Below are 15753 nucleotides of genomic sequence, written 5' to 3'. Positions count from 1 at the left end.
GTGGGCCGTTGACCTGTTGATATCCCTGCCGCTCGAACTTGCCTTCTGGGCGCTATGGCATTGCCGCCACGCCCGCCCGCCGGATAGCTCTCCCGTCTGACCCAGCTCTGCCGCCGATATCGCGGTGGTCGCTCCACACTTCAGATCATGACGTTTCGTCCCTGCCAGTTGGGCGGGGGCTGCTTGCGTGCCCATGGGCACTAAAAGAGAGCCATATGAATTTTGCCAGCGTGCAGGAAGCCCGGGATTTCCTCGAGCAGAACCCGGACATCGACGCCTTCGAACTCTTCATCCTCGACGCTAACGGCGTGCCGCGCGGCAAGCTGCTGCACCGCGACGAACTCCTGGCCGTCTATGAAACCGGTCGTCCACTGCCCAGCACCATCCTTGGCTTGACCATGCACGGCGAAGACGTGGAGAACTCCGGGCTGGTCTGGGAGGTGGGCGACATCGATTGCCGCGCCTACCCGCTGGCGGGCAGCCTGGTGCGCCTACCTTGGCGCAAGATGGCCACCGCAGCGGTGCAGGTCAGCATGCACCCGCAGGAAGGCATGCCGGCCGCCATCGCCGATCCGCGCCATGTGCTGATCGAGGTGATCGATCGTCTCAAGGCCGACGGCTATTACCCGGTCATGGCCTGCGAGCTGGAGTTCTACCTGCTGGACCAGAAGCGCGACGCCCAGGGCCGACCGCAACCGGCGCTGGACACCGACGGCAACCGTCCTCGCGGCACCCAGGTATATGGCCTGCGCGAACTGGAGCAGATCGAACCCTTCCTTGCCGACCTCTATGCGGCCTGCAAGGCCCAGGGCATCCCGGCGCGTACGGCGATTTCCGAATATGCGCCGGGCCAGGTGGAAATTACCCTGGAACATGGTGATGCGCTGGAAGCCATGGACCAGGCCGTGCGTTACAAGCGCGTGGTCAAGGGCGTGGCCAACGCCCACGGCATGCAGGCCTGCTTCATGGCCAAGCCGTTCGCCGAAATTGCCGGCACCGGCATGCACATGCACGTGAGTCTGGCTGACGCCGAAGGTCACAACCAGTTCGCCAGCGAAGACCCGGCCGGTACGCCGCTGCTGCGTCAGGCCGTGGGCGGCATGCTCACCAGCCTGCTCGACTCGCTGCTGCTGTTTTGCCCCAACGCCAACTCCTACCGCCGCTTCCAGGCCAACAGCTACGCACCACTGGCACCGACCTGGGGTGTGGATAACCGCACCGTCAGCCTCCGTGTGCCGGGCGGCCCGGCCAATAGCCGGCACATCGAGCACCGCATCTGTGGCGCTGACGCCAACCCTTACCTGGCCGCTGCCGCCATCCTCGCCGGTATCCACCGCGGCATTCGCGAGAACATCGATCCGGGCGCACCGGTAGAAGGCAATGGTTACGCCCAGGCCAAGGAGTTGCTGCCCACCGACTGGCTGACCTCCATCCGCGCGCTGGAGCAGTCCAGCTGGGCGCGCGATGCCTTCGGCAACGCTTTCCTTGGCGTCTACCTCGCCGTCAAGCGTGCCGAGTACCGCCAGTTCATGGCCGAGGTCGGCGAGCAGGACTGGAGCTGGTACCTGACCCAGGCCTGAGCCCTGATTCCAAGCATTGAATGGAGCTGTAGGGGCGAATTCATTCGCCAAGCAGGCCAAGGGCCTGCCGTACGGGCTCCAGGCACCACCAAAGGATTCATCCATGACTGCAGCAATCAAACACACACTCCCGGCAGCCGAGCGCAGCCCTTCCTATTACGCAGCGACACTCAACGAGGAAACCGCCTACCCGACCCTGCAAGGCGAGGTGAATGTCGACGTCGCCATCATCGGCGGGGGCTTCACTGGCGTTGCAACGGCAGTGGAAATGGCCGAGCGCGGCTACAAGGTGGCGTTGGTTGAAACCCACAAGGTCGGCTGGGGTGCCACCGGCCGCAACGGCGGCCAGGTGACCGGCAGCCTGTCGGGCGATGAGGCCATGCGCAAGCAGATGAGTCGCCGCATCGGCGCCGAGGTGGATGATTTCATCTGGCACCTGCGTTGGCGCGGTCACGACATCATCCAGAACCGTGTGGCCAAGTACGGCATCCAGTGCGATTTGAAGCACGGCCACCTGCACGCGGCGATGAAGCCGGCGCACATGGACGAGCTGAAGGCATCCTATGAGGAAGCCGTGCGCCGTGGCATGGGCGACGATGTGACGCTGCTCGATGCCGCCGGCATGCGCCAGCATCTGGATTCCGATCTCTACTGCGGGGCCATCAAGAACACCCGCAACATGCACCTGCACCCGCTCAACCTATGCATTGGTGAAGCCAAGGCAGCGGCCAGCCTGGGGGCGCAGATCTTCGAACACTCCGAGGTGCTGGACATCATCCACGGCGACCGCCCCGCTGTGGTTACCGCCAAAGGCCGGATCAACGCGCAGCAGATCCTGCTGGCCGGCGATGTCTACCACAAACTGGAGCGACGCAAGCTCAAGGGCATGATCTTCCCGGCCATGGGCGGCATCGTCACCACCAAGCCGCTGGGCGACCTGGCGCGCGAGCTGAACCCGCAGGACATGGCCGTGTACGACTGCCGCTTCGTGCTCGATTACTACCGCATGACCGCCGACGGACGCTTGCTGTTCGGCGGTGGCGCCAACTACTCCGGACGCGATTCTCGGGACATCGAGGCCGAGCTGCGCCCCTGTATCGAACGCACGTTCCCAAAGCTCAAGGGCGTGGAGATCGACTTCAAGTGGAGCTGTGCCATGGGCATCGTTATCAACCGCATCCCGCAGCTGGGCAAGGTGTCGAAGAACGTCTGGTACTGCCAGGGCTACTCCGGCCACGGCGTGGCGACCACCCACATCATGGGCGAGATCATGGCCAACGCCATGAGCGGCAGCCTGGAGCGTTTCGATACCTTCGCCGGTTGTTCACACATCCGCGTGCCGCTGAGCGAGCGTCTGGGCAACAGCATGCTGGCCGTTGGCATGTGGTACTACCAGATGCTGGAAAAGCTCCGCTGATTGCAGTCTTTGCCGTTCCGTAGGAGCGAGCTTGCTCGCGAAGCTGTCCGGCGGTGTTCGCCAGCAAGCTGGCTCCTACGACGGTGAAGATTTTCTCGCATTGGCCTTTTCTCCCCTCTCCCTCCGGGAGAGGGGCCGGAGGTGAGGGAGGAATCCGCCCGAATTGGCGCTCCCCACCGGCCCGACTTCGCTATATAGTCCGCAACATAGCGAAACTCGGTTACTGGGCCATCCCATGACTTCCCCTCTCGACCGCTCCGACCTGGCGGCCATCTGGCTGACCCTGGAACTGGCGACCCTGACCACCCTGCTACTGTTGGTGATAGGTACACCCATCGCCTGGTGGCTGGCGCGAACCTCGTCGCGGCTCAAGGGCGTGGTGGCGGCGGTTGTGGCGCTGCCGCTGGTGCTGCCGCCTACGGTGATCGGCTTTTACCTGCTGGTGAGCATGGGTCCCCATGGCTTCATCGGGCAGTTCACCCAGAGCCTGGGCCTGGGCACTTTGCCCTTTACCTTCGCCGGCCTGGTGGTGGGCTCGGTGATCTACTCGATGCCCTTCGTGGTGCAGCCGTTGCAGAACGCATTCAGCGCCATTGGCGCGCGCCCGCTGGAGGTGGCCGCGACACTGCGAGCGGGGCCTTGGGATACCTTCTTCAGCGTGGTGCTGCCGCTGGCCCGACCGGGCTTCGTCACGGCCTCGATCCTTGGCTTTGCGCATACGGTGGGCGAGTTCGGCGTGGTGCTGATGATCGGCGGCAATATCCCCGAGAAGACTCGTGTGGTCTCGGTACAGATCTTCGACCATGTCGAGGCCATGGAGTACGCCCAGGCCCATTGGCTGGCGGGTGGCATGCTGCTGTTCTCCTTCCTCATCCTGCTGGCGCTCAATACCAGCCGGCGCCTGAAACCTGGCTGGACCTGAGCCATGCATCAGATTCACGCGCGTTTTCGCCTCAAGCACCCCGGCTTCGAACTGGCGGCGGACCTCAGCCTGCCGGGGCGCGGCATCACGGCGCTGTTCGGCCACTCCGGCTCAGGCAAGACCAGCCTGCTGCGTTGCATTGCCGGGCTGGAGCGGGCGGCTGACGGGTACCTCGAGGTCAACGGCGAACGCTGGCAGGACAGCGCCAGTGGCGTCTTCCTGCCGACTCACAAGCGACCTCTGGGCTACGTATTCCAAGAGGCCAGTCTGTTCGAGCATCTTTCGGTACAACGTAACCTGGCGTTCGGGGAAAAGCGCATCCCGGCGCGGGAGCGACGGGTGCGCCTGGAGCAGGCGGTAGAGTTGCTCGGTATCGAGCATCTGCTGGAGCGCATGCCGGAGCGCCTGTCCGGTGGTGAGCGCCAGCGCGTGGGGATCGCCCGCGCGCTGCTGACCAGCCCGCGCCTGCTGTTGATGGACGAGCCCCTGGCGGCCCTGGACTTCAAGCGCAAGGCGGAGATCCTGCCGTACCTCGAGCGCCTGCACGATGAGCTGGATATCCCGCTGCTCTACGTCAGTCACTCGCCGGACGAGGTAGCGCGGCTGGCCGATCACCTGGTGTTGCTGGAGGGCGGCCAGGTACTGGCCAGCGGTCCCCTGGAGCAGACATTGCCACGGTTGGATCTGCCAACTGCCCAGGACGACGATGCCGGCGTGGTGATCGAGGGCCGCGTGCAATCCTTCGACGCGCACTACCAACTGCTCAGCCTGGCGCTGCCTGGCGGTGCCCTGAGCGTGCGCGTAGCCCATTCGCCGGTGGCGGAAGGTCACCCGCTGCGCTTTCGCATATTGGCGCGGGACGTCAGCCTGAGCCTGGAGAAGCAGCGCGATAGCAGCATCCTCAACCTGTTGCCGGCACGAGTCGTCGCCGAGGCCCCGGCGGCCAATCCGGCCCATGTGCTGGTGCGCCTGGAAGCCGATGGCACGCCTCTGCTGGCGCGGATCACCCGCTACTCACGCGACCAGTTGGGGCTGTACCCCGGGCAGGCGCTCTGGGCGCAGATCAAATCGGTGGCGTTGCTGGCCTGATCACCGCACTTTGGGCTTCGCTGCGCTCTGACCTGCGCGGCCCGCAGCAACCTACAGGGTGTCGAGATTGCCTGAGGGCTCCACGCAGACACAGTCGCGCCCCGATTGCTTTGCCCGATACAGGCCCTTGTCGGCGCGGCTGAGGAGGCTGTCCAGGGAATCGTCCGGATGCATTTCCGCCAGGCCGATGCTGGTGGTGACCGACAGGTTCACGCCTTTGTACGGGTAGCGCTTGCTGGCGATCTCCTTGCGGATCTTTTCCGCGAGTTGGCGCGCGTTCGCGTTGCCGGTGTCCTTGAGCAGGATGATGAATTCCTCCCCGCCCCAACGACAGATGATGTCGGATTGCCGCAGGCTGTCGCGCAGGTTCTGGGAGAAGCCCTGAAGCACCAGATCGCCGGCCTGGTGACCGTAGGTGTCATTGAGCATTTTGAAGTGATCGAGATCCAGCAGCAGGGCCACCAGCGGCTTGCGGTCGCGCCGCGCTTCCTGCAGGGCCTGTCCGGCAAGGAGCTGGAAACCACGGCGGTTGGGGAGGCCGGTTAGGCTGTCGGCATTGGCTAGATCGGTGATTCGCGTCTGGTAGCGGCGGATCTGTCGGTTCACCAGGATCAGCACCACCACGGTGACGACCAGGCAGATCAGCAGGTTCAGGTAGAGCGTCTTGCGTATGCTGTCCAGCAGCCCGCCTTCGTGTTTGTCGACGAAGAGGTACCAGTCCAGTTCGGGGATGTAGCGCACGTTGAGGAAGTGATTGCGGCCCTGCTCGTGGTATTCGAACTTGCCACTCTGCGGGCGCTTCAGTTTCGCTTGCAGGTCCTTCAGGCCGGGGATCTCGCTGAGCGACTGACCGACCTTGGCGCCTATCGGGCCGCTCTGTGCGCCGGTCAGGACTATGCGCCCCGTGGTGTCGACGAAGTAGATGCTGCGGTCGTAGCGACGCTGGTAGTCGTCGATCAGCTTGATCACCGCGTCCACCGCCAGCCCGACACCCGTGGCCCCCAGGAAGCGGTTCTCGTAGTCGAACACCTTGTAGTTGATGAAGATGGTCAGGCGGTCCTGGTTGGCCAGGTCGACATCGACATTGATCTCGTAGGGTTCCTTCATGTCGCGCACGCGGAAGTACCAGACGTCGCGTGGCTCCTGCCGGCTCACCTGCTTGAGCACGCCTTTGCTCTGGTAGTAGGTGAGCGTACGGTCGGAGACGAAGAAGCTGGTGAAGGCGCCGTAGTGGTCCTGCACTTCATGCAGGTAGCGGGTCATCTGCTCGACGTCCTTTTCGCCCTTCATGACCCAGTCGCGGACGAAGGTGTCGCGGCTCATCATCGAGGAGATCAGGATCGGGCGTACCAGATCCTTCTGAATTTCCGAGTAGACGTTGTCGGAGGTCAGCGGTAGCTCGGTATTGACGATGCTGTTGCGGATGGATTTCAACGAGGCCTGGTAGCTGACCAGCGAGGTTGCCAGGAAGCCGCTGCCAAGCAGAAGCACCAGCATGAGGACCAGCAACTGCTGGCCGTTCTTGGAATGTTCTTTCAGCAGCATCAGGGACGGCGACCTCAATTTTAATGGCGCAATGCTAGCGTGCGGTGGAAATGGCGTCACTGCTGGCTTGCAGTAAATTCATACAGCTATTCAATCAATTGCCAGGCGCGTCCCAGGCCTTACCGCTCAAGGTCAGGGGCGGCGCTGACCCAGGGCTCCAGGCGCTGGCCAAAGCTGACCTGTACTAAGAATTGGGCTTTTTCCGAGGCCAGGCGCTCGCCCAGAGGGTGGCGCCAGGCGTACGGCACATTGATCGTGCTGATGCGCAGTTGGCTGAGCTGGCCTTGCAGCTGCCCTTCATGGAGCCAGGCCTGAACCGTGCCGGGTACGATGGCGTAACGCTCGCGATCGGGATAGCGCTGGCGCAATGCCTGGCGGTCCAGCCCGACGTCCACGGCGAAGAGTCTGCTCTGCTGCGTTTTTTCACGTTCCAGGGCTTGTTGCGCGGCGCGGTCAGCATCCTGCAGGTGCTTGTCGCCGGGCTCTGCCGCGAGGGCCCGGCGGGCGCGTTCGCGGCGTTGCGATTCACGTTCCATTTCTGCCTGGTAGGCGGGGCCATCGAGTTCCAGTACCACCAACGCTTCACGACGACGATTGTTGCGCTGAGGGCGGGGTTTGCCCTTATCGGGAGCGCGAAAGCCCAGAGCAAGCAACTGCGCTTCGTCGAGCGGCTGGCGCAGGTAACGATCGTCGCCGTCTGCCTTGCTTGGGCGGCGCCAATCCAGCCGAAGCGTCAGGCCGCTGTTCTCCTTCCGCGACCATTCGTGGTCACGCTGCAATTCGCGCCCGGAGAGCAGCAGGCGACTTTCCGGCTCCCCGGTTCGGTTCTGCCAGACGCCGGCCAGGGCGACGGCATTGGCCAGGAGGATGATGGCAAGGCCCGCGAGCAGGCCGTGACGGGGTTTGAGAATGCTCATGCTGCGGTCCCTCCCTTGCGTCCCTGGACGCGGCGCAGGCGGCCGAGTATCAGCAGGATCAGGACCGCGACCAGTCCAAGCACGAGGAAGAACAGGTATTTGGGCATGACCTCCCACCACCAGTCGAACAGCTTGATGTAGAGGAAGATCACAAAGAACAGCAGGCCGGTGTGTACCACCTCTGGCCAATCGCGACGATTGCCAAACCAGATGGTCAGGGCTGCGCCGGCGAACCCGAGGAGCTGGTAGAAGCCTTCCACCAGATCGTCATCGAACGGCAGGTAGCTGCCATTGCTCCAGTTGGCCAGGGCCAGCACGGGAATGAACAGCCCGAGCAGCCCGATGACCCGGTAGGTGCTGGCAAAGCCCTGGTAGCGTGCCTGGGAGATGAACAGTGGCACGAGGAAGATCAGCAGTGCGGCAGGCAACAGGTGTTCCGGCCGCTCGACGACGTCGAGCCAGTAAAAGCCGGTCCAGCTCGCCAGGCGGGTGGCGATCAGCGCCAGGATGCAGACTAGGCCGGCGCCCAGCAGCAGCCGGGATTCGCAGGCATAGGCCAGGAGAAGCGCATAGGCAGCCCAGGGCAGCAGGGCGCGGTCGCTCGGAGTGATGTTGAAAATCTGCCCGAGCATGCTGATGTTCAGTACGAAGCAAGCAAAGGCGAGGGTGGCGGCCAGTCGGCAGAAGTAGCCCGATGGGTCGCGGCGGCGAACCAGAAAGGTCAGCAGGAGGGTGCCGATAGACGAGCCGGCGAGAATGCAGACCTGGGCCGTTTCGGTGAACAGTCCCCAGAACTGGTAGAAGAAGAACAGCAGGCTCGCGGCCAGGGCCAGGGCGCCGAGCAAGGAAGCGATGCGCATGCTCAGGGACAGCCGACGGGCCTGGGCGTCCTGGTCGATGTCGTAGGCGGCGCGAAAGTCGGCTAGCAGCCGCTGGTGGTGACCGCCCAGCCGATCGAGTTGCTCGGGGGGCAGCAGCAGTGCCTGCTCCTCTTGCAAACGCTCCACTTCGCGGTAGAACGCCTGGATATCGTCAGCGCGTTGTTGCGCCTGGTCGCGGGTGAGCGGCGGCATTGCGGATCCTTGTGCGATGGGGCCGTACTGAACTCTAGCGGCTGCGGTGACTTGCGCCAAACCGCGGTGGGTTATCGGCTGTTCTGCGGTGGGAACTTTGCAACAACTGGTAATGGATTTTTCCCATAGGCAACGGCGCAATGATCGGCTGGAAATGCTGTCAAACCGAATGGGAGAAATCCTGGGTGCTGACATCGGTCTGCACCATCCTTGCGGTCGAAGGAGGCCGCCATGTCTTATCGAGCATTCTTACTCGCCTTGCTGAGCCTGACCCTGAGCGGTTGTGCGGTTTACGACTATGACTATGACGATTACCGTGGCCGTTATTACGGTGGTAGCGATTACCGGGTATATGGCCATTATGACGCCCCACGCTCGGACTATTACATCGCGGATGAACGCCGCTATGGCACCCATCGCTATTACGACAAGCGCAGCAAGTACCACAACCAGCCTTACTACAACCCACCCCGCCACAAGCCGCCTTACCAATACCGTCATGACCGGCGCTATGACGACCGTGATCACAATTATCGCTACGACCGCCGCTATCAGCCGCGGTACGACAATTATCAGGAACGCCGCCATGACTACACGCCGCGGCTGAAGAGTTGGGGACAGAACAACCCGGGCCACTACCAGGTTCAGCCGGGTTACAAGGCTCGTCCGCATAACAATCCAATGCGCCATGATCGGAGCGACTGGTCGCAGCGCAATCGTTACTAATCCCTCATCCATGATGCTTTGCACCTGCCTGCCCGCTTGCGGGATAGCAGGTGCAAAGTGCATTGGCCCACCTTAAGTGCAGAGGGCAGCCGGGGTGCGGCGAGGTAGACGGCGAGGCCGATCCATCCTTGGAGAAATCCTATGCACGTCCTGTCGTTCGCCGAAGGCGCACTTGCAATGTTGGGGCTGGTGGCCGTGCTGTTGGCGTACATCGCCGAGGCCATCCTGTTCGATCGGCGTATCAGGAGCCGATCATTCCCCTGGCTGGAGCGCATTCAGATGCTGTTGTTCGGCATTCTTCAGTTGCGCGGCACGCACTGAGTACTGGGCTTCAGATAACCCCGGAATCTTCGTCCTCGATCAGACGGTCGAGGCCTCCGAGGTTTTCCCGTGCCTGGGTGCGGCTGAGCAACTTGGACTGGGCGGCAGCGGGGAGATCTGTGATGCGGATGACGCCCTGCCTCATCAGTACCTCGATCAGGTCGTCGAGCACCCGGATCATATCCAGGTCGCTCTGCTTGAGTTGCAGCAGCCTGTTCTGGACTTCGAGGCGCTTGTACCAAGTCTGGACTTCCGGGGCATCGGGCTGAAGCGTTCCGTTGGAACCGTCAAATGGGTCTGCCTCCACACGGATCAAACGTCCCTGATCGTCGCGTTGGATATGGAGCATTGTCTGGCTTCTCCCTGTTGACGCGCGGTGTGATGGGCCCGCTTGCCGCTGCTTTCTCATTGAAGCCCAGAAAATGACTTCTGTCGTAGACGCCCCTTGGGCGCAGCTGACGTCGAGGTGCGGCGGCGGCCAGCTTGCCGGCTCACTCCGTGAACAGCTTCTGCACCACCGAGAAGTCTTTCTTGCCCTTGCCCTGCTTGAGCAGCAGACGATAGAGGTGCAACGCCAGGGCGCCCATGGGCGTACTGCTCAGGCTGTGCTGCGCGGTTTCCTGAGCCAGGCCGAGGTCCTTGGCCATCAGTTCGGCCATGAATCCGCCGTCGTAATCCTTGCTCGCCGGTGCATTGAGCATCACGCCGGGCCAGGGGTTGTAGCGTTCCAGCACCCAGTTGCCACCCGAGCTCTGGCGCATGATTTCTGCCAGCGTCGTCGGGTCCAGGCCGTTGGCGACCCCCAGGGCCATCGACTCGGCGGTGCCGATCATCTGCACGGCGAGCAACTGGTTGTTGCACACCTTGGCGACCTGGCCAGCACCATCGGGGCCGGCGTGGAAGATGTTCTTGCCCATGGCGGCAAAGAGCGGGCGGGCCTTCTCCAGTGCCGCCGCGTCGCCACCGACCATGAAAGTCAGGGTTCCAGCGGCGGCGCCGGCGGTGCCACCGGAAACCGGCGCGTCCAGCATTTCGATGCCCCGAGCCTTGGCGGCCGCGTGAACCTTGCGGGCGGAGTCCGGCGCAATGGTCGAGCATTCCAGCACGAGGCTGCCGGCTGGGATGCTTTCCAGCAGGCCGCCTTCACCCAGCAGCAACCCTTCGACATGCTTGCTGGCCGGCAGCATGGTGATCACCACCTGCATGCCCGCAACCGCATCGCGAGCATCCCGGGCGGGCTTGGCACCTTCCGCGGCCAACTCGTTGATGGCTTCCTGTACCAGGTCGTAGACTTTGAGTTCATGGCCGGCCTTGAGCAGGTTGCGGGCCATGGGCAAGCCCATGTGGCCCAGGCCGATAAAGGCGATCTTGCTCATCGTGCGTCTCCTTTGCGTTGAAGCAGGCCGGTGGCCTGCTCCGTCTCTCGGATCAAAGGTCCTGCAGCGGGTGAGGCCCTTCCCAGACTGGCTCGAAGTGCGCCTCGATCACAGCTTGTGGAATGGCTGCGACGTCCGGCCAGTGCCAGCGCGGGGCATTGTCCTTGTCGATCAGCCGGGCGCGCACGCCTTCGGGAAACTCCGGGTGGCGGCAGCAGTTCAGGCTCATCGCGTATTCCATGCGGAACACATCGGCCAGGGACAGGTGTTTGGCTCGGCGGATCTGCTCCCAGACCAGATGCGCAGTGAGTGGGCAGCCGGCGGCGAGGGTCTTGGCGGCGCGGGCCAGTGGGACGTCGCTGTCGTGTTGCAGCGCTGTCATGGCCTTCCAGGCTGAAGGCAGATCGGCGACGTCCAGCAACTCGTCGATACGCTTGCGCCGGGGCAGCCATTGGGCCTCGGGTAGCTGGCCACGGGCCTCATGCTCCAGCGCCTTGAGCAGGCTGTTGAGCTGGGCCTGCGGTTTGTCGCGCCAGTTGAGCTGTACCAGGCCGGCGAGCAAGGCGTGCTGCTGGTCATCGAGCAGGAAGCGGTCGGCGAGGTCGAGGTCCAGCGCGTCATGTGCGTTGATGGTGCTCGCACCGAGGCCGAGGAACAGGCCCAGCTTGCCGGGCAGGCGAGCCAGGAACCAGCTGCCGCCGACGTCAGGGTAGAGGCCAATGTTGATCTCCGGCATACCCAGGCGGCTGGACGGCGTGACGATGCGGATCGAGGCGCCCTGCATCAGCCCCATGCCACCGCCCAGCACATGGCCGTGGGCCCAGCAGATCAGTGGCTTGGGGTAGGTGTGGATGCGATGGTCGAGGCGATACTCGTCGGCGAAGAAGCGACCCGCCAGCGGCGGCACTTCGCCCGGGTGTTCGCGACAGGCGTCCACCAGTTGGCGCACGTCCCCACCGGCACAGAAGGCCTTCGGCCCGTTGCCGCGCAGCAGAACGCAGACGATTTCAGGGTCGTCCGCCCAGGCGCGCAGCTTGGCATCCAGCGCCTCGATCATCGGCATGGACAGGGCGTTGAGGCTGCTTTCGGCATCCAGGCTGGCGATGCCGATACGGGCGCCATGCAGGCCAATTCGTTCTTCAAAACTCACATTCATGGTCGTTCTCGTCGCGCTCTTGATTACTTGTTGCGCCAGTGCGGATCGCGTTTTTCCAGGAAGGCATTGACGCCTTCGCGGGTGTCATCGGCGTCGAACAGGTCGACGAAGCGCTCCCGCTCCTCGGGCAACCAGCCGTTCGGTCCGCGTTCGCGCGCACCCTGGATCAGCGGCTTGATGGTGCGCACGGCCACCGGGCTCTGGCGCGCGACCTTGGCCGCAAGCAACAGGGCCGTGCCACGTGCTTCGCCGTTGTCCACCACTTGTTCCACCAAGCCGATGCGCAGCGCGGTTTCAGCATCGACCCGTTCGCCACAAAGGATCATGCGCTTTGCCCAGCCTTCGCCGATCAGCCACGGCAGGGCCTGGGTGCCGCCAGCGCAGGGCAGCAGGCCCACGGTCGCTTCCGGCAAGGCCATCTGGGCCTGGCGTTCGGCAATGCGGATGTCGCAGGCCAGGGCGCATTCCAGGCCGCCACCCATGGCGTAGCCATTGATCGCGGCGATGGAAACACCACGGAAATCGCGCAGTGCTTCGAAGGCTTCGCCAAAACGCCGGGCCATTTCCCGCGCTCGGGCCTTGTCGCCGTCGGCGAACAGGTTGAGGTCGGCCCCGGCGCTGAAGAACTTCTGCCCCTGGCCGGTGATGACCAGGGCGTAGATGTTGTCGTCGTGGTTGAGATGCTCGATCAGCTGCTTGAGGCCGATCAGCGATTCGCGATCCCAGGTGTTGGCCGGCGGATGGTTGATGGTGATCAGCGCGGTGTGCCCATGCTTCTCCACGGTCAGCTTGTGGGTCAGGTCGAATACGCCGGGTTGGTACTGTTCAACGGCAGTGGTCATCAGGTTCTCCTCACAGCAGGCGGTCAAGCATGCCGCCCTGTTCCAGTAAACGGCGCGCCACGATGACGCGCATGATTTCATTGGTGCCTTCAAGGATCTGGTGCACCCGGGTATCACGCACCCAGCGCTCCAGAGGATAGTCGTTCAGGTAGCCGTAGCCGCCGTGCAGCTGCAACGCATCGTTGCATAGCTCAAAGCACTGATCGGTTGCAAAACGCTTGGCCATGGCGCAGTAGAGACTGGCCTCGGCATGCCGCTGGTCCAGCCGGTGGGCGGCCAGGCGCACCATCTGCCGGCTGGCGGTAAGCGCGGTGAGCATGTCAGCGAGCTTGAATTGCAGCGCCTGGAACTCGGCCAGTGGCTTGCCGAACTGCTTGCGTTCCTCCACATAGCGCAGGCTCTGCTCCAAGGCTGCCTGGGCCGCGCCGAGGGAACAGCTGGCGATATTCAGCCGGCCGCCGTCCAGACCTTTCATGGCGTAGACGAACCCCTGGCCCTCGGGGCCGATGCGGTTGCCCACCGGGATGCGCACGCCTTCGAAGGTGATGGTGCGGGTCGGTTGGGCGCGCCAGCCCATCTTGTCTTCGTTGCGCCCATAGCGGACGCCTTCGGCATCGGCCGGCACCAGGAAACAGGAGATGCCCTTGGCGCCGTCTTCACCCGTACGCGCCATGACGATCAGCACCTGGGTGCTACCGGCGCCGGAAATGAAACATTTGCTGCCATCGAGCACATAGTCTTTGCCATCGAGGCGCGCACGCGTGCGCAGGTGGGCAGCGTCGGAGCCGGCATCCGGCTCGGTCAGGCAATAGGACGCCAGCAGCTCGCCACCGACTAGGCCGGGCAGCCAGCGCGCCTTGAGTTCGGCATCGCCGAACGAGGCGAGCATCGAGGCGGCCATGTTGTGAATGGTCAGATAAGCGGTGGTGGCCACGCATCCGGCCGCCAATTGCTCGAAGATCAGCGACGCGCTGAGGCGTGAAAGCCCCAGGCCACCGTCCTCTTCATTGATGTAGAGCGCCAGATAACCCTGCTCGGCGGCGCGGCGGATCACGTCTACCGGGAAATGATGGTCGCGGTCCCAGTCCGCCGCTCCGGGAGCCAGTTCGTGGCTGGCGAAGGCGCGGGCGCTCTCCACCAGCAGGCGCTGTTCCTCGTTCAGGTCGAAATCCATGTTCTCTGCCTTGATCACTTGTAGGAGCGAGCTTTGCTCGCGAACCTTGTTCCGGAGTTTTCGCGAGCGGAACTCACTCCTACGGGCCTATTTCAAGTGGATGGTCATGTTGGGGCCGGTAACCGGCGTGTCGTCGAACCAGCGGCTGGTGACTGTCTTGGTCTCTGTATAAAAGCGCACCGCCTGTTTGCCGTACGCGTGCAAATCGCCATAGAACGAGCCCTTCCAGCCGGTGAAGGAGAAGAAGGGAAGGGGCACCGGGATCGGTACGTTGATGCCCACCTGACCGACCTCCACGGCGTGCTGGAAGTGTCGCGCAGCGCCGCCTGAGCGGGTGAACAGGCTGGTTCCGTTGCCGTATGGGTTGGCGTTGACCAGGGCGATGGCCTCTTCCAGGCTGTCCACTTCCATGCAGATCAGCACCGGACCGAAGATCTCCTCACGGTAGAGGCCCATCTTCGCCGTCACACCGCGGAACAGCGTTGGGCCAAGCCAGTTGCCGTTCGGATAACCGGGGACCTGGCAGTGCGAGCCGTCCAGCAGGCACTCAGCGCCTTCCGCCTTGCCTTCGGCAATCAACCGCAATACACGCTGTCGGGCCTGCTGGCTGATCAGCGGGCCATAGGCGGCATGGCCGTCCTGCCAAGGACCGGGGCGCAGTTCAACCATCTGCGTGGCCAGCTCGGGAATCCATTGTCGCGCCTCACCGACGAATACCGCCACGCTGATGGCCATACAGCGCTGCCCCGCAGCACCGCAGCTGGCGCCGACAAGGTTGCTGAGCACCTGGTCCTTGTGGGCGTCAGGCAGGACCACCATGTGGTTCTTGGCGCCGGCGAAGGCCTGAACGCGCTTGAGGTGCGAGGTACCGGTGCGGTAGATGTGCTGGCCCACCGGCACCGAGCCGACGAAGGAAATGGCGCGGACATCCGGGTGGGTAAGCAGGGCGTCCACCTGTTCGCGGCCGCCATGGATGACTTGCAGTACGCCTTTGGGTGCACCGGCCTCGAGGAACAGTTCAGCCAGGCGGTTGGGGGTCAGTGGGTCCTGTTCGGAAGGCTTGAGGACGAAGGTGTTGCCGCAGGCGATGGCCAGCGGAAACATCCACAACGGAATCATCGCCGGGAAGTTGAAGGGCGTGATGCCGACGCAAACGCCGAGCGGCTGGACCCAACTGGCGGTATCGATCTCGCGGGCGACGTTCTCCACCGTCTCGCCCATCATCAGGCTGGCGACGTTGGCCGCGTGTTCGACCACCTCGATGCCACGCCACACGTCGCCCTTGGCATCGGCAAAGGTCTTGCCGGTATCGCTGGCGAGCAGCTCGGCCAGTTCGTCGTGATGGTCCTTGAGCAGCTGCTGGTAGCGCAGCATCAAGCGGGCACGTTCGGGGACCGGGACTTCGCGCCAGTCCTGGAAGGCCTGTTTGGCACTGGCGACCGCCTCCTCGATTTCCTCCGCCGTGGCCTTGGGTGCCAGGGCGAGGACCTCCTGGGTTGCCGGGTCGGTGATTTCGATCAGCTCGCGAGAGCGGCTTTCACGCCATTCGCCGCCGATCAGTAGCGGGATTACCTTGGCCATCTTGTCCTCCAGCCGGAAGGCGGGACTTGTTGTT

The 15753-nt window shown here is 63.6% G+C and carries 15 protein-coding genes; 6 read left to right on the top strand and 9 right to left on the bottom strand.

What is annotated here, in order from left to right; translation table 11 throughout:
* Positions 1-215 precede the first annotated feature (215 nt).
* The 4 genes from OXH74_RS01655 to modC all read left to right on the top strand — a co-directional run bounded on the left by OXH74_RS01655 (position 216) and on the right by modC (position 5008).
* Entirely contained in the window at positions 216-1580 is a 1365-nt protein-coding gene (locus OXH74_RS01655) for a glutamine synthetase family protein (RefSeq protein WP_375739808.1), read from the top strand.
* A 103-nt stretch (positions 1581-1683) separates the two neighbouring features.
* On the top strand, positions 1684-2997 hold the full coding sequence (locus OXH74_RS01650; RefSeq protein ID WP_375739807.1) for an NAD(P)/FAD-dependent oxidoreductase: 1314 nt from the start codon (positions 1684-1686) through the stop codon (positions 2995-2997).
* Positions 2998-3232: 235 nt separating this feature from the next.
* Entirely contained in the window at positions 3233-3919 is a 687-nt protein-coding gene (gene modB / locus OXH74_RS01645) for a molybdate ABC transporter permease subunit (protein ID WP_375739806.1), read from the top strand.
* 3 nt (positions 3920-3922) lie between these two features.
* On the top strand, positions 3923-5008 hold the full coding sequence (gene modC / locus OXH74_RS01640) for a molybdenum ABC transporter ATP-binding protein (protein ID WP_375739805.1): 1086 nt from the start codon (positions 3923-3925) through the stop codon (positions 5006-5008).
* A gap of 51 nt (positions 5009-5059) precedes the next feature.
* Here modC and OXH74_RS01635 read toward each other — a convergent pair whose 3' ends face one another.
* The 3 genes from OXH74_RS01635 to OXH74_RS01625 all read right to left on the bottom strand — a co-directional run bounded on the left by OXH74_RS01635 (position 5060) and on the right by OXH74_RS01625 (position 8543).
* A complete protein-coding gene (locus OXH74_RS01635) occupies positions 5060-6553 on the bottom strand; it encodes a diguanylate cyclase domain-containing protein (RefSeq protein WP_375739804.1) in 1494 nt (497 codons plus the stop codon).
* 119 nt (positions 6554-6672) lie between these two features.
* Positions 6673-7470 carry a DUF4824 family protein gene (locus OXH74_RS01630; protein ID WP_375739803.1) on the bottom strand — a complete coding sequence of 266 codons (798 nt, stop codon included), beginning with the start codon at positions 7468-7470 and terminating at the stop codon, positions 6673-6675.
* Positions 7467-8543 carry a DUF2157 domain-containing protein gene (locus OXH74_RS01625; RefSeq protein ID WP_375739802.1) on the bottom strand — a complete coding sequence of 359 codons (1077 nt, stop codon included), beginning with the start codon at positions 8541-8543 and terminating at the stop codon, positions 7467-7469. Before OXH74_RS01625 ends, OXH74_RS01630 begins: the two co-directional genes overlap by 4 nt.
* A 231-nt stretch (positions 8544-8774) precedes the next feature.
* Here OXH74_RS01625 and OXH74_RS01620 point away from each other — a divergent pair, with 231 nt between their 5' ends.
* Both OXH74_RS01620 and OXH74_RS01615 read left to right on the top strand, forming a co-directional pair.
* Positions 8775-9269 carry a hypothetical protein gene (locus OXH74_RS01620; protein WP_375739801.1) on the top strand — a complete coding sequence of 165 codons (495 nt, stop codon included), beginning with the start codon at positions 8775-8777 and terminating at the stop codon, positions 9267-9269.
* Between the two features lie 141 nt (positions 9270-9410).
* Entirely contained in the window at positions 9411-9590 is a 180-nt protein-coding gene (locus tag OXH74_RS01615) for a hypothetical protein (protein WP_375739800.1), read from the top strand.
* A gap of 10 nt (positions 9591-9600) precedes the next feature.
* Here the strand turns inward: OXH74_RS01615 and OXH74_RS01610 are convergent, their stop codons facing one another.
* The 6 genes from OXH74_RS01610 to OXH74_RS01585 form a co-directional block, all read right to left on the bottom strand.
* On the bottom strand, positions 9601-9939 hold the full coding sequence (locus tag OXH74_RS01610; protein ID WP_375739799.1) for a tryptophan synthase subunit beta: 339 nt from the start codon (positions 9937-9939) through the stop codon (positions 9601-9603).
* Between the two features lie 142 nt (positions 9940-10081).
* Positions 10082-10966, bottom strand: a complete 885-nt coding sequence (gene mmsB, locus OXH74_RS01605; RefSeq protein WP_375739798.1) for a 3-hydroxyisobutyrate dehydrogenase — start codon at positions 10964-10966, stop codon at positions 10082-10084.
* 52 nt (positions 10967-11018) lie between these two features.
* Positions 11019-12122, bottom strand: coding sequence for an enoyl-CoA hydratase/isomerase family protein (locus OXH74_RS01600; protein WP_375739797.1), 1104 nt, complete (start codon positions 12120-12122; stop codon positions 11019-11021).
* A 23-nt stretch (positions 12123-12145) separates the two neighbouring features.
* Complete coding sequence (locus OXH74_RS01595) at positions 12146-12964, bottom strand: enoyl-CoA hydratase (protein WP_375739796.1); 819 nt, start codon at positions 12962-12964, stop codon at positions 12146-12148.
* Between the two features lie 10 nt (positions 12965-12974).
* Complete coding sequence (locus tag OXH74_RS01590) at positions 12975-14138, bottom strand: isobutyryl-CoA dehydrogenase (protein WP_375739795.1); 1164 nt, start codon at positions 14136-14138, stop codon at positions 12975-12977.
* An 87-nt stretch (positions 14139-14225) separates the two neighbouring features.
* A complete protein-coding gene (locus OXH74_RS01585; RefSeq protein WP_375739794.1) occupies positions 14226-15719 on the bottom strand; it encodes a CoA-acylating methylmalonate-semialdehyde dehydrogenase in 1494 nt (497 codons plus the stop codon).
* Positions 15720-15753 lie beyond the last annotated feature (34 nt).

It is taken from the genome of Metapseudomonas boanensis, assembly GCF_042232855.1.
Classification (GTDB): Bacteria; Pseudomonadota; Gammaproteobacteria; order Pseudomonadales; family Pseudomonadaceae; genus Metapseudomonas; species Metapseudomonas boanensis.
Note: the sequence above shows the minus strand (reverse complement) of the source record. Positions and strands in the feature narration are given on the sequence as shown.

What these genes read in the sequence shown, in the direction of transcription:
- OXH74_RS01655 (WP_375739808.1), top strand. Translation starts at nt 216, where the DNA reads ATGAATTTTGCCAGCGTGCAGGAAGCCCGGGATTTCCTCGAGCAGAAC.
- mmsB (WP_375739798.1), bottom strand. Translation starts at nt 10,966, where the DNA reads ATGAGCAAGATCGCCTTTATCGGCCTGGGCCACATGGGCTTGCCCATG.
- OXH74_RS01635 (WP_375739804.1), bottom strand. Translation starts at nt 6,553, where the DNA reads ATGCTGCTGAAAGAACATTCCAAGAACGGCCAGCAGTTGCTGGTCCTC.
- modB (WP_375739806.1), top strand. Translation starts at nt 3,233, where the DNA reads ATGACTTCCCCTCTCGACCGCTCCGACCTGGCGGCCATCTGGCTGACC.
- OXH74_RS01595 (WP_375739796.1), bottom strand. Translation starts at nt 12,964, where the DNA reads ATGACCACTGCCGTTGAACAGTACCAACCCGGCGTATTCGACCTGACC.
- OXH74_RS01590 (WP_375739795.1), bottom strand. Translation starts at nt 14,138, where the DNA reads ATGGATTTCGACCTGAACGAGGAACAGCGCCTGCTGGTGGAGAGCGCC.
- OXH74_RS01625 (WP_375739802.1), bottom strand. Translation starts at nt 8,543, where the DNA reads ATGCCGCCGCTCACCCGCGACCAGGCGCAACAACGCGCTGACGATATC.
- OXH74_RS01585 (WP_375739794.1), bottom strand. Translation starts at nt 15,719, where the DNA reads ATGGCCAAGGTAATCCCGCTACTGATCGGCGGCGAATGGCGTGAAAGC.
- OXH74_RS01620 (WP_375739801.1), top strand. Translation starts at nt 8,775, where the DNA reads ATGTCTTATCGAGCATTCTTACTCGCCTTGCTGAGCCTGACCCTGAGC.
- OXH74_RS01650 (WP_375739807.1), top strand. Translation starts at nt 1,684, where the DNA reads ATGACTGCAGCAATCAAACACACACTCCCGGCAGCCGAGCGCAGCCCT.
- modC (WP_375739805.1), top strand. Translation starts at nt 3,923, where the DNA reads ATGCATCAGATTCACGCGCGTTTTCGCCTCAAGCACCCCGGCTTCGAA.
- OXH74_RS01610 (WP_375739799.1), bottom strand. Translation starts at nt 9,939, where the DNA reads ATGCTCCATATCCAACGCGACGATCAGGGACGTTTGATCCGTGTGGAG.
- OXH74_RS01600 (WP_375739797.1), bottom strand. Translation starts at nt 12,122, where the DNA reads ATGAATGTGAGTTTTGAAGAACGAATTGGCCTGCATGGCGCCCGTATC.
- OXH74_RS01630 (WP_375739803.1), bottom strand. Translation starts at nt 7,470, where the DNA reads ATGAGCATTCTCAAACCCCGTCACGGCCTGCTCGCGGGCCTTGCCATC.
- OXH74_RS01615 (WP_375739800.1), top strand. Translation starts at nt 9,411, where the DNA reads ATGCACGTCCTGTCGTTCGCCGAAGGCGCACTTGCAATGTTGGGGCTG.